This window comes from Lysobacter sp. ESA13C (assembly GCF_019970005.1).
GTDB classification, from domain to species: domain Bacteria; phylum Pseudomonadota; class Gammaproteobacteria; order Xanthomonadales; family Xanthomonadaceae; genus Lysobacter; species Lysobacter antibioticus_B.
In genome coordinates this window covers 277,112-290,396 of the sequence record NZ_JAHXYK010000005.1, presented here as the reverse complement: position 1 = coordinate 290,396, position 13,285 = coordinate 277,112, and the positions used below count along the sequence as shown (strand labels likewise).

At 65.7% G+C, this 13,285-nt stretch carries 10 protein-coding genes; 4 read left to right on the top strand and 6 right to left on the bottom strand.

Annotated elements, in window-relative coordinates:
• Positions 1-11 precede the first annotated feature (11 nt).
• Positions 12-509: a cell wall hydrolase gene (locus tag LC490_RS12585; RefSeq protein ID WP_051885222.1), complete on the top strand. Its 498-nt coding sequence runs from the start codon at positions 12-14 to the stop codon at positions 507-509.
• A gap of 200 nt (positions 510-709) precedes the next feature.
• Positions 710-1,321, top strand: a complete 612-nt coding sequence (locus tag LC490_RS12580; RefSeq protein ID WP_031373149.1) for a glutathione S-transferase N-terminal domain-containing protein — start codon at positions 710-712, stop codon at positions 1,319-1,321.
• A gap of 394 nt (positions 1,322-1,715) precedes the next feature.
• Here the strand turns inward: LC490_RS12580 and LC490_RS12575 are convergent, their stop codons facing one another.
• The 5 genes from LC490_RS12575 to prpE form a co-directional block, all read right to left on the bottom strand.
• Complete coding sequence (locus LC490_RS12575; RefSeq protein ID WP_051885223.1) at positions 1,716-2,231, bottom strand: hypothetical protein; 516 nt, start codon at positions 2,229-2,231, stop codon at positions 1,716-1,718.
• Positions 2,232-2,523: 292 nt separating this feature from the next.
• Entirely contained in the window at positions 2,524-3,675 is a 1,152-nt protein-coding gene (gene prpC, locus LC490_RS12570) for a 2-methylcitrate synthase (protein ID WP_031373151.1), read from the bottom strand.
• 331 nt (positions 3,676-4,006) lie between these two features.
• Entirely contained in the window at positions 4,007-4,894 is an 888-nt protein-coding gene (gene prpB / locus LC490_RS12565; protein ID WP_031373152.1) for a methylisocitrate lyase, read from the bottom strand.
• A 132-nt stretch (positions 4,895-5,026) separates the two neighbouring features.
• Entirely contained in the window at positions 5,027-6,079 is a 1,053-nt protein-coding gene (locus tag LC490_RS12560) for a suppressor of fused domain protein (protein ID WP_223620350.1), read from the bottom strand.
• Positions 6,080-6,224: 145 nt separating this feature from the next.
• Positions 6,225-8,135, bottom strand: coding sequence for a propionate--CoA ligase (prpE, locus tag LC490_RS12555; protein WP_223620349.1), 1,911 nt, complete (start codon positions 8,133-8,135; stop codon positions 6,225-6,227).
• A 158-nt stretch (positions 8,136-8,293) separates the two neighbouring features.
• Here prpE and LC490_RS12550 point away from each other — a divergent pair, with 158 nt between their 5' ends.
• Positions 8,294-8,563 carry a hypothetical protein gene (locus tag LC490_RS12550; protein ID WP_223620348.1) on the top strand — a complete coding sequence of 90 codons (270 nt, stop codon included), beginning with the start codon at positions 8,294-8,296 and terminating at the stop codon, positions 8,561-8,563.
• Positions 8,564-9,165: 602 nt separating this feature from the next.
• On the opposite strand, the gene LC490_RS12545 is transcribed toward LC490_RS12550, so the two are convergent.
• Complete coding sequence (locus tag LC490_RS12545) at positions 9,166-11,517, bottom strand: TonB-dependent receptor (protein WP_223620347.1); 2,352 nt, start codon at positions 11,515-11,517, stop codon at positions 9,166-9,168.
• A 405-nt stretch (positions 11,518-11,922) separates the two neighbouring features.
• Here LC490_RS12545 and LC490_RS12540 point away from each other — a divergent pair, with 405 nt between their 5' ends.
• On the top strand, positions 11,923-13,251 hold the full coding sequence (locus LC490_RS12540; protein ID WP_223620346.1) for an MFS transporter: 1,329 nt from the start codon (positions 11,923-11,925) through the stop codon (positions 13,249-13,251).
• The last annotated feature ends 34 nt before the right edge of the window (positions 13,252-13,285 follow it).

Here is a 13,285-nt window from a genome sequence, read left to right as displayed (position 1 = left end):
AGGAGTCAACGATGAAACTGGCCTGGATCCTGTGGTTGGCCTCGGTATTGCCGCCACAAACCGCCGATTCGCTGTGTTTGAGTACCACCGTGTACCTGGAAGCCCGCGATCAGTCCCTGCGCGGCCAGCAAGCCGTCGCCGAGGTCGCCCTGCGCCGTCGCGACAGCGGCCTGTGGGGCACGACGGTCTGCCAGGTGGTCACGGCCAACAAGCAGTTCGCCCCGAGCTTGGTCTCGCCGGGCACCCGTCTGAACAACAGCGAGGCCTGGACCGAGTCGGTCAACGTCGCCTTGGCCGCCGAACGCAACTGGGCCCTGCCGGCCGGTCAGCGCAAGGAAATCGTGCCGGGCGCGAGCCATTTCGCCGCCCTCGCGATCGCCAGCCCGTCCTGGCGCAACGCCTACCAGGTCGCGACCATCGGCGACCACACCTTCTACAAGGTGCAGAAACTCAAGCCGCGCCGCGTCGTCGCCGAGGCCGAGTTGCCCAAGGGCGTCAGCAAAGGCTGATGCCTACATAAAGGCTGAAGCATCAGCAAAAGCTGATGCCTTCATAAAGGCTGAAGCGTCAGCAAAGGCTGATGCCGCGTTCATGGCATCCGCATAGCGCCGGTGCCGTAACGCTCCGTTGCAGTCTCCTCCTTGAGGATACGAAGCAGGTCGGTGATAGTCGCCGACCTGTTTTTTTTCTTTCCATGGAGGCGTTAAGCATGAAGCTCTACAGCAAGCCCGGTGCGTGTTCGACGGCCGACCATATCGCCCTGCAATGGACCGGCGGTGCGTTCGAAGTCGAAGTGATGGACAAGGACTCGATCAAGGCGCCCGCCTTCCTCGCCATCAATCCGGCCGGTGCCGTGCCGGCGGTGGTCGACGGCGATTTCGTGTTGACCCAGAACGCTGCGATCATGGGCTACATCGCCGACACCTTTCCGCAGGCGCAGTTGACCGGCGACGGCAGCGCGCAGCAGCACGCCGAAGCCGCGCGTTGGCTGGCCTTCGTCAACTCCGACGTGCACCCGGCGTTCCTGCCGATCTTCGCGCCGGGCAAGTTCCATCCCGATCCGGCCCAGGCCGATACGATGCGCCAGCACGCACGCGAGCGTCTGCGCGGCTTGTTTGCGAGCGCCGACCAGCGCCTGGCCGATCGCGAATGGATCGCCGGCTTCCGCAGCTACGCCGATCCCTATCTCTACATCACCCTGCGCTGGGCCGACTCGGTCAAGGTCGACCTGTCCGGCTACGAGCACTTGGCCGCGTTCAAGCGCCGCATGGAAGCCGACGCCGGCGTGCAGGCCGCCTTGAAGGCCGAAGGACTGCTCTAAGGGCTCGATGCATGCATTGCAGAGCGGCGCATCGATGGATGCGTCGCTCTCGTGCAAACGCAACGGCAGCGGCCGTAGCGACTTTTGTAGGAGCGGCGCAAGCCGCGACGAACGAAGCGGTGCCGACGCACGCCGATGGGTATTGCGAGATCCCAGTCGCGGCTTACACCGCTCCTACAAAAGCCGCATCGCCGCTGGGGCGGGAGCGGCGTCCTGCTGGATTTCCTTCGGTCACGAGCCGCGATCGGCGAAGCGGCGGCATGCACGCGCCTGCGCAGCCGCATGATCTACCTCAGCGCACAGGCGGGTTGTCGGCAAAGTAAGCTGCGACGTCGGTGACGGATCACGGTCGCGACTCGCGTCGCTCCTACCCTTTGCATCCGACCCAGGCTGGTCAAGCCCCGGCCGCGAAGCGGTCTTCGATCTCGGCGGCGATGTTGTCCTTGCGCACCTTGGCCAAGGCGGCGCTGAGGTCGGGCAGCAATTCGGCGAGCTCTTCGCTGTTGCCGCAGCGCTCGATCTTGAGCTGCAGGAAATAACCGCGCAGCCCCAGGTGCTCGCGTACGGTCTCGGTCATCAGGTTGTACAAGGTCTGGTAACGCTGCGCGGCATCGGCGGCCGACACCGGCGGCGGCACGACGGCGGCGAAGGCGATGCCGGGCGTCGGCGCATGCGCGGTCATCGTCGCGGCCACGGCCGCCGACGAAGCGATCAAGCCCATCGTTTCCAATTGCTCCAACGCATCGGTCGGGCCGTGCAGGCTGCCGATCAGATCGCGCAGGTGGCGCACGCTGCGATCGCCGTCGACGATCAGCAGGATCGAACGCAAGACCGGCGGCAATTTGCGCGAGCGGTTCTGGATTTCGTCTCGACCGTCGTTGGTCTTAACCGGCATATCGCTGTCGCGCATGGTGTTCCCCGTGTTGAATCCCGTCGCACGACGGATGTCCGAGGCCGGAGGCGCGGCGTCTGCTCCCCAAGCCGTGCGCTTGGGCGCGCGGCCGCGCCGTTGTCCTCCCGGCTGGTCCGGGACTATGCCATGTCGCACCATGACGTTTCTGTGTCGTATTCGACGTTAGTCGTATGCGGCAATCGCTACGCTGGGCGCCGCGAGCGCAAACGCAAAAGGCCAGGCACGAAGCCTGGCCTTTTGCGTGGCCGTCCTGCGTTTATGCCGCCGGCGCGAAGCCGGCGGCGCGCGCTCAGCGCTGCTCGATCGGCACGTAGGCGCGGTCTTCCGGGCCGGTGTAGTTCGCGCTGGGACGGATGATCTTGCCGTCCTCGCGCTGCTCGATCACATGCGCGCTCCAACCGGTGGTGCGCGCGATCACGAACAACGGGGTGAACATCGGCGTCGGGATGCCCATCATGTGATAGGCCGAGGCCGAGTACCAATCCAGGTTCGGGAACATCTTCTTCAGGTCCCACATCAGGTTCTCGATGCGCTCGCTGACGTCGAACAGGGTCTGGTTGCCGCCGTCCTTGCACAGGCTGCGCGAGAGCTCCTTGATGATCGGATTGCGCGGATCGCCGACCGTATAGACCGGATGGCCGAAGCCGATCACGATTTCCTTGCGCTCGACGCGGGCGCGGATGTCGGCCTCGGCCGCATCGGCGTCGCCGTAGCGCGAGATGATGTCCATCGCGACTTCGTTGGCGCCGCCATGCTTCGGCCCGCGCAGCGCGCCGATCGCACCGGTGATGCACGAATGCAGGTCCGAACCGGTGCCGGCGATGACGCGCGCGGTGAAGGTCGAGGCGTTGAACTCGTGCTCGGCGTACAGGATCAGCGACTTGTCCAGCGCATCGGCATGCAGCGCGCTCGGCGGCTCGCCGTGCAGCAGGTGCAGGAAGTGCGCGGCGACGCTGTCGTCGTCGGTCTCGCAGTCGATGCGGCGGCCGTTGCGGGTGAAGTGCCACCAGTACAGCAGCATCGAGCCGAAGCTGGCGATCAGGCGGTCGGCGATATCGCGCGCCTCGGAGGCGACGTGGCCTTCGCGCTCGGGCAGTACGGTGCCGAGCACCGAACAACCGGTGCGCAGCACGTCCATCGGGTGCGCATTGGCCGGCACCAGTTCCAGCGCGTCGGTGACGATCGCCGGCAGCCCGCGCAGGCGCTTGAGCTTGAGCTTGTAGGCCTTGAGCTGCGAGGCCGTCGGCAGCGCGCCGTGCACCAGCAGGTGCGAGACTTCCTCGAAGGTCGACTTGGTCGCCAGGTCGTGGATGTCGTAGCCGCGATAGTGCAGGTCGTTGCCGCTGCGGCCGACGGTGCACAGCTCGGTATTGCCCGCGGCGGTGCCGCTGAGGGCGACGGATTTCTTGGGCTTGGGCAGGGTCTGTTGCGTATCGCTCATGGTCCTTCCTCTAGATAGATTGTCTACTCGTCCCTATCCCCTCTCCCGTTTACCGGAGAGGGCAAGGGTGAGGGCGCGCGACGTCCGGCTGCATCGTGGCTGGAAGTTTCGCTGGCCCTCATCCGGCCTGTCGCCCCCCCCTTCTCCCGCTTGCGGGAGAAGGAAAATCAAGCACTCCTCCCGCTTGCGGGAGAAGGAAAATCAAGTACTCCCCCCCGCTTACGGGAGAAGGAAAATCAGGCACTCCTCCCGCTTGCGGGAGAAGGAAAATCAGGCACTCCCCCCGCTTGCGGGAGAAGGAAAATCAGGCGCTTGTTCTCTGTGGAAAGCCTCAACCGTTCTTCTTTGCGAACAGCGCGTCGAGCTTGCCTTCGAAGGCGTGGTAGCCGATGCGGTCGTACAGCTCTTCGCGGGTCTGCATCGTGTCGACCACGTTCTTCTGGTGGCCGTCGCGGCGGATCGCCTGGTAGACATTCTCGGCGGCCTTGTTCATGGCCCGGAACGCCGACAGCGGATACAGCTGGATGGCGACGCCGGCCGAGGCCAGTTCGTCGCGAGTGAACAGCGGCGTCTGGCCGAACTCGGTGATGTTGGCCAGCACCGGCACCTTCACCGCATCGACGAAGCGGCGGTAAGTCGGCAGATCGTAGGCGGCCTCGGCGAAGATGCCGTCGGCGCCGGCCTCGACGCAGGCGATCGCGCGTTCGATCGCGGCATCGACGCCGTCGACCGCGATCGCGTCGGTGCGCGCGATCAGGAAGAACTCGGGATCGGTCTTGGCGTCGGCCGCGGCCTTGACCCGGTCGACCATTTCGTCGGCCGAGACGATTTCCTTGCCCGGGCGATGGCCGCAGCGCTTGGCGCCGACCTGGTCCTCGATATGGCAGCCGGCCGCGCCGGCCTTGATCAGCGACTTGACCGTGCGCTCGATGTTGAACGCGCTCGGGCCGAAGCCGGTGTCGATGTCGACCAGCAAGGGCAAGTCACAGACATCGGTGATGCGGCGCACATCGATCAGCACGTCTTCGAGCGTGTTGATGCCCAAGTCCGGCAGGCCCAGCGAACCCGCGGCGACGCCGCCGCCGGACAGGTAGATCGCGCGATAACCGGCGCGCTTGGCCAGCAGCGCATGATTGGCGTTGATCGCACCGATGACCTGCAACGGCGATTCTTCGGCGAGCGCGGCGCGGAACTTCGCGCCAGCGGACAGTAGCGTCATCTTGGAACTCCGGATGGCCCGGGCGGGGCGATCCGGCATTTTAACCCGCCTCGCCGACCCGCCGATGACGGCCCCGTACAGTCGCCCGGGCCGCGGCCCGCGACAGCGGTCCCAGACCGGCGCTCAGGGGCTTCAGCCGAGCTTCGGCTCCGGCCGGTCGTGGTGGCCGTGGCCTTCGCTCTTGCGCACCACCACTTCGACCGAGTCGAGCCCTTCGACCTGGTAGCGCCCTTCCTGAGTGCGCAGGCAGGCCACCAGATTGCGCAAAGTCGCCTCGTTCAGGCGCAGATGCAGGGCCTCGTCGGCGACTTGCGCGCTATTGCGCGGCGCCGGTTCGAACACGATCCGCGCGGTGGGACCGATCAGGCTGAAGGGCTTTCCGAACGGCAGGCGCAGCGGCAACAAGGCGAGCAACTCGCCGACCTGGCGCGAGTCCAGGGAGATTTCGGTGATCGGCCGGCGCAGCAGGCGCTTTTGCTGGCGCCACTCCAGTTGCTCGGTATAGACCATCGCCGAACTGGAGCCTTCGTGGAGGGAGCCTTCATGCAGGCGCTCGGCGATCTGCACGTCGTCGAGCAGGGATTCGCGATCGAGCTCGGTCACCCACAGCGGCAGGTAATCGAGAAAGACCTCCAGCACCCGCAGGGTCGACCAACGCTTGAGCGCGAACTCTTCTTCGTTGGTGATGCCGACGACCTGCAGGAACTCGACCCGGCCGTTCTCGGTGTCGATCGCCGGCAACTCGGGATCGGGCGCGAACGCCACCGCCTGGATGCGGGTGGTGGTGTCGGCGGCGATCGGGCCGTTGGCGTTGAGGTAGTGCCCGGCGTGGAACGCGTTGCCGCTCTCGAAGACGTAGCGGGCGAGGTTCTGCAGGAAATCCGGCACCCAGGCCGGCGGCGTTTCGGCGTCGCCCGGGTTGGCCAGGCGGAAGGTCAGCTCGAAACCGAAACCGCTGACCTGCGGATCGTCGGAGGCCTTGCGATACAACTCGCTGAAACCGTAGGTGATGAAGTGCCAGTGCGGCACCGGGGTGATGCGTTTGTAGGCGCGGATGCCCGCCAAGGGTTCGCTGCCGTCGTCGACCGAGGGACCGTAGTGCTTGGGCTCCTGACGCAGATACAACCGGGTCAAGGCCCGGTCGATCGCATCCCAACCTGGCGCGCTGTCCTGTAGTGCATCCATTACGCGTTCTGCCTCGCTTTTGGCGATGAGAGCGGACGTACCCGCACACTGGGGCCGATGCTAACGCGACTGCGGAAAAAGTTCTGTCAAGAAGCCTATCGCCATCCTCCCCGGCTCTCAACAGTCTGCCCTCAATAGCCCGCCCTCAACCACCGGCATCGGCCCCGCGCGCCAGGGCGCGGCGGACCTCGTCGAGCGCGGCCGGGTCGTCGAGGGTCGACAGGTCGCCGGGGTCGCGGCTTTCGGCCAAGGCCTGGATCGAGCGCCGCAGCAACTTGCCCGAACGCGTCTTGGGCAAGGCATTGACCACGTACACCCGCGCCGGCCGCGCGACCGCACCGAGCTGCTCCACCACGCAGCGCTGCATGCCGGCCGCCGCCCCGGCCGGGTCCTGGTCGGCGGACTGCTTGAGGGTCGCGAACACCACCGGCACCTGCCCCTTGAGCTCGTCGTGCACGCCGATCACCGCGGCCTCGGCGACGCTGGCATGGCTGGCGACGGACTCCTCGATCTCGCGCGTGCCGAGGCGATGGCCGGCGACGTTGATCACATCGTCGGTGCGGCCGAGGATGAAGGTGTAGCCGTCCTCGTCGCGAATCGCCCAGTCCAGCGAGCTGTACAACAGCTCCTTGAAGTGGCTGAAGTAACTCGACAGGAAGCGCGCGTCGTCGTTCCAGACCGTGGTCATGCAACCCGGCGGCAGCGGCGGCACGATCACCAGCACGCCCTTCTCGCGCGGGCCTACGTCGGCGCCGGTGGCCTCGTCGATCACCCGCAGGTGATAGCCCGGCGTCGGCAGCCCGGGCGAACCGAACTTGACCGGTTGAAGGTCCAGGCCGGGCATCAAGGACAGCACCGGCCACCCGGTTTCGGTCTGCCAGTAGTTGTCGATGATGGTCTTGCCGATGCCGTCGGTGATCCAATGCGCGGTCGGCTCGTCGAGCGGTTCGCCGGCGAGGAACAGCCATTGCAGTTTCGACAGGTCATGTTTCTTCAGCCACGACGCGTCCTGCTTCTTCAGCACGCGGATGCCGGTCGGCGAAGAGAACATGGTGCGCACGCCGTACTGCTCGCAGATGCGCCACCAGATGCCCGGGTCCGGATTCGTCGGCAGGCCTTCGTACAGGACCGAAGTCGCGCCGGCGATCAGCGGACCGTAGACGTTGTAGGAATGGCCGACCGCCCAACCGACGTCGGAGGTGGAGAACATCACCTGCCCGGCGCGGATGTCGTAGATCGACGACATCGATAAGGCCAACGCGACCGCGTAGCCGCCGACGTCGCGCTGCACGCCCTTGGGCTTGCCGGTGGTGCCGGAGGTATAGAGCAGATAGCTGGGCTCGTTGGATTCGAGCCATTCGACCTCGACCTGGGAGCCGTCGTGGCGGGCGCGCAAGGCGGCATAGTCGACATCGCGCCCGGCAACCAGCGTCAGCGCCGGATCGAGGCCGCGGCTGACGACCAGCACCTGCGGCGGCGGCGACTGCGCTTCGGCGCAGGCGGCGTCGACCAGCGGTTTGTAAGGAATAACCTTACCGCCGCGCATGCCGGCGTCGGCACAGATCAACAGCTTGGGCGTGGCGTCGTCGATGCGCAGGGCCAGGTTGTGCGCGGCGAAGCCGCCGAACACCACCGAATGCACCGCGCCGATGCGCGCGCAAGCGAGCATGGCGAACACCGCCTCGGCCATGTTCGGCATGTAGATCACCACGCGGTCGCCGCGCCCCACATCGAGCGACTTCAGGATCGCCGCGAAGGTATTCACTTCGCGATGCAATTCGGCGTAGCTGACCTCGCGCGTCAATCCGGTTTCGCTGGAGATCGCGATCAGCGCGGCCTGCTCGCCGCGCGCCTGCAGGTGGCGGTCGACCGCGTTGTAGCAAAGATTGGTTTCGCCGCCGGCGAACCAGCGCCGGAACGGCGGCCGCGAATAGTCGAGGACCTGTTGCGGCGGCTTGTGCCAATGGATCGCCTGCGCCTGCTCGGCCCAGAACGCCTCGGGCTGCTCGATCGAGCGGCGATGGAACGCTTGATAGGACTCGACCTCGTCACGCATGCGGCTGCCTCGTGCGACCTTGGGGGCTACCGCTCGCAGGCTAGACCAAGCGACGGGCGGGCGGCGTTACGACCATGGTCTAGAGGGGTGTTGGCGGGGTGTGAATGGGGACCTGGCGGCCTAGTCGGAGGCTTGCTCCAGGAGTCGCTGCCCTGCCCTTGCTGCGGTCAGCCATTGCTTTGGCTTTGGCTTTGGCTTTGGCTGTGGCTGTGGCTGTGGCTGTGGCTGTGGCTTTGGCTTTGGCTTTGGCTGTGGCTGTGGCTTTGGCTTTGGCTTTGGCTTTGGCTTTGGCTGTGCGCAGCCTAAGACTTGCGAAGGCAATGGAAGACCCGGAGGGCGGCCTGCATGGATGCAGGCCGTTTTTCATCGGGACATGGATGTCCCGTATGAAAAATCCCTGCGTCGGCATCGCTCGCGCGGGCCTGTGATTCAAAGAGAAAGCGTTTTTCTTTGGTTACTTTCTTTTGTCGCTTATGACAAAAGAAAGTTACCCGCCGCTTTAGTGGCGGAAGCTTTAGGCGTTTGATCTGGATTTTGATCTTGATCTCGCGGGAGCGAAACGCCGCAAGACCGTCGCAGCGCGGTCGCGGCTCGCGCCGCTCCTACCCTGACAGGCTGCGGCTGGCATCGGCGCGATATTGAGAGGTTACGGTCGCGGCTCACGCCGCTCCTACAGGAGAAGGATTCGCGATGCTCCCTTCTTCGAGCAAGTGCAGAGCTTTCGCCCGCAAGCGGGCGAGTTACTTTCTTTTGTCATAAGCAACAAAAGTCCGACTGGATTCCCTTCGGTCAAAGGTAACCAAAGAAAAATGCTTTTCTTTGAATCACAAGCCCGCACGAGCGGTGCATCCGCAGGGATTTTTCATACGGGACATCCCTGTCCCGATAAAAAACAGCGCGCATCCCTGCGCGCCGCCCTCCGGGTCTTCGACGGCCTTCGCTAGTCCTAGGCTACGCACAGCCAAAGCTACACAACTAGAGCTAGAGCCCAAGCACAGGCCGAGCAAAAGCAAAAACAAAGCCAAGCCGATCAGAATCGGGCGTCGATCGTCAGAAACACCTGCCGCGGCGCGTTGGCATGGAAGGCGAAAGTCTTACCTTGCGGGTCGGAAGCGCTGAACGCGGTCAGATTGCTGGCGGTGCGCTTGTCGGTGAGGTTGCTGCCATTGAGCGCCACCGACCACTGCCGGAACGGCCCCATCGCGCCGAAGGTGTAGCGGGCCGAGGCGTCGAAGGTGGTCGAGCCGCCGAAGCCGTTGTCGTTGGTGTAGGTGTAGTAGCGCTTGCCGGTGTACTTGCCGCTCAGGCTCAGCAGCCAGGGGCCGCTGCGGTAGCTGAGTTCGCTCGACAGCATTTTGTCGGGCACGTCGACCACGCGCTTGTCGCGGGTCTGGATCTCGCGGCCGCTGTCGATATAGTTATCCTGGTAGGTCGACTTGTTCCACGACAAGGCGTTGTACCACTGGAACTGTTCGGTCGGCTTCCAGATGAAGACCAGCTCGCTGCCGACGCTGTCGACCGAACCGACGTTGAAGAACTTGGTGATGCACTCCGGCCGGGTGCCGGCTTCGATGCTCGAGCAGGGGTTCAGCGACAGCAGGCGGTTGTCGAAACGCACCGCGTACAGGCTCAACGAGGCCTGGTAGGTCTCGCCGACGCGGCGGTAGCCGGCTTCGATGGTGCGCGACTCCTCGGGGTCGAGGCTGTCCTTCTGCGCATCGAACGCGGCCTGGTTGATCGCCAGCGGGCCGCCGGCGCCGCCGCCGACGAAGGCCGCGACGTTGCGCGTATAGGCCGCAAACAGCTCCTGGCCTTCGCCGAGCTTGTAGCCGATGCCGAACTGCGGCAGGAAGCTCTTGTCGGTCTTGAGGCGGCCGGTGGCGTTCGGCACTTCCATGGTCGACGGCGCCACCTGGCGGGCGCGCATGTCGACCTGTGTGCTCTTGGCGCCGATGTCGAGGGTCATGCGCCCGTCGAGCAGGCTGATGGTGTCCTGCAGATAGGCTTGGCGCGTATTGATGCGGTATTTCTGGAAGAACAGGCGGCGATCCGGGTCGCGCAGGTAGCGGTCGTCGTTGACCGGGCCTTCGATGAAATAGAAGTTGCGCTGCACGTCGTGGTGGTTGCTCTCGTACCAGAAGCCGCCTTCGATGCGGTGGTTGCCGATCTCCCAGTTCAACGAGGCCATCGCGCCGTAGCGGTTGATGCCGTAGTTGGTGCTGCGGATCGAGATCGGGATCGCCTTGGAGGTGTTCGGGTAGGAGTAATTGCCCGGCGACCACCAGTGCCCCTGGCCGCGGTTGTCGTGGTAGTAGGCCTGCGACTTCAGCTGCACGCCTTCGCCGAGGTTGAACTCGCCGGCGATCGCGGCAAGGTGGTCGGTGCGCAAGGCACGGCTGGCGTAGTAGGCGTCGTCGATGCTGTTGGCCGGGCCGCTGAAGGCGCAGCGCTTGTCGCCGGCCAGATGCTGGCGCGCCGGCCACGGGCGCGGCGCGCAATAGGCCGCGGCGAGGGCGCGTTGCCAATCGGGCTTGTACAGGTTCCAGTCCCAACCGGCGCCACGCGCGAGCAGGCCCTTGGACAGATAGGCGAAGTTGGCCTGGCTGGTCTCGGCGCTGGCGAGGTAAGCGCTGATGCGGTGGCCGTCGCCGAAGTTGTAGACGGCCTTGAGGTTGACCTGGTTCTGGTCTTGGTTGTCGCCCGGCGCCGACCACATGTCGGCGCTGAGGATCGAGCCGGACAGATACATCGAGAAGCCGCCGTGATCGCCGGTGTCCAGGCGCGCATAGGTGCGGCGGGTCTTGTCGCTGCCGAAGGTCTGGGCCAGGCGCAGGCCGAATTCGGCCTCCGGGTCGGACGAGAAATACTGCAGGGTGCCGCCGAGGTTGCTGGTCGAGGCGGTGCCGAGCGAACCCACGCCGGCGGCGAGTTCGGCGCCGGCGAGGTTTTCGCCGATCAGGGCGCGGCTGATGCCCAGGCCGTTGTAGTTACCGTAGCTGTTGTCGCCGAGCGGGATGCCGTCGAGCGTGTAGCCCAACAGGCGCTGGTTGAAGCCGCGCAGGCTGATGGTCTGGGATTCCTCGTTGGCGCCGTAGACGTCGTTGGACTGCACCGAGATGCCGGGCAGCTTGTTGAGGATCTTCTGTGCGCTGGTGCCCGGGGCCGGCAGCTCCAGGTCGGCGCGCTTGATGCGCTGGACCTGGCGGGTCTCGCCCATGCCGATCACCGACACCGCATCGAGCGTGGTCGCGTCGCTGCCGGCGGCGGCATCGGCCGCAGAGTCGAGGGCACCGGTCTCGAGCTCGGCGGCCTGTGCCGGAAGCATCGCCAGCGCCGACCAGATCGCCAGCGCCAGGGTCGGCGTTGCGTGGGCTCGTTTCATTCGCACATCTCCAAAGGGGCATCGATCACAGCCGGCAAGGATGGCGGTCGCAGATGACGCGCAGATGGCGAGGCTGCGCCCGCGACGCCGCTGCGAGGCGCGAGTGCGGCCGCGCCGCGACGCCGATTGCCGATGGCGCGGTCCGCGGATTCATCGACCGCCGTCACGGCGCCGAAGCCCCTCGCCGCCGTCGATCCGCACACGCCGAATGCGGCGGAGCGCCTGCATTTCCGGCCTTCGGCGCGGCCTCGGCCGGCCCTAACCCTAAGGTGCTATTGGTCGCGGCCGGCCGCGCGCCCACCATCGGCAGCGGGCGCAGGGACGTGCCGCCGTCGTGCCATGGCCGTTCCGCGATGCCTCCGCATCGAACGATCCGGCGCCGTCCCTACCCAACCAGGAGCCGCCGTGAGCGCCACCACCGCCGACACCTTCCTTGCCAGCGCCCCGGCCATGAGCCCCAGCCAGCGCCTGAAGTCGATCTTCTCCGGGTCGATCGGCAACCTGGTCGAGTACTACGACTGGTACGTCTACAGCGCGTTCTCGCTGTACTTCGCCCACGTGTTCTTCCCCAAGGGCGACCCTATCTCGCAAGCGCTCAATGCCGCGGCGATCTTCGCCGTGGGCTTCCTGATGCGCCCGCTCGGCGGTTGGGTGTTCGGCCGTTACGCCGACCGCCGCGGCCGCAAAGCGGCGCTGATGCTGTCGGTGCTGATGATGTGCACCGGCTCGCTGATCATCACCTTCACCCCGGGCTACGAGACCCTCGGCATCTTCGCGCCGATCCTGTTGGTGTTCGCGCGCCTGCTGCAGGGCCTCAGCGTCGGCGGCGAATACGGCAGCTCGGCGACCTACCTCAGCGAGATGTCCTCGCGCGAGAACCGCGGCTTCTGGTCGAGCTTCCTCTACGTCACCCTGATCATGGGCCAGTTGCTCGCCCTGATGGTGCTGATCGTGTTGCAGCAATTCGTGCTCGACGACGAGCAGCTGAAGTCCTGGGGCTGGCGCATACCGTTCGCGATCGGCGCGCTGGCCGCGGTGATCGCCCTGTACCTGCGCCGCAACATGCAGGAGACCGAATCCTTCACCAAGCTCAAGGCCAGCGACACGCCGCAGCGCAAGGAAGGTTCGCTGCGCACCCTGATGCAGCACCCGCGCGCGGTGTTGACGGTGATCGGCCTGACCATGGGCGGCACCTTGGCGTTCTACACCTACACCAACTACATGCTGAAGTTCCTCACCATCAGCACCGGTTTCGACAAGGAGACCGCGTCGCTGATCAACGCCGCGACCCTGTTCGTCTACATGCTGATGCAGCCGCTGGTCGGCGCCCTGTCCGACCGCATCGGCCGGCGCCCGCTGCTGATCGCCTTCGGCGTGCTCGGCACGGTGCTGACGGTGCCGGTGATGCACCTGATCCAGGACGCGCAGACGCCGATGCAGGCGTTCTGGCTGATCATGATCCTGCTCAGCGCGGTCAGCGGCTACACCGCGATCAACGCGGTGGTGAAGGCCGAACTGTTCCCGGTCGAGATCCGCGCGCTCGGCGTCGGCCTGCCCTACGCGCTCACCGTCGCCCTGTTCGGCGGCACCGCCGAACCGGTGGCACTGTGGTTCAAGAAGATCGGCATGGAGACCGGCTTCTTCTGGTACGTCAGCGCCTGCATCGCCTGCTCGCTGCTGGTCTACACCCTGATGCCCGACACCCGCAAGCATTCGCACATCGACCGCGACTGAGCGCCAACGCTCCACTCACTGCTCGTTCCTCTCC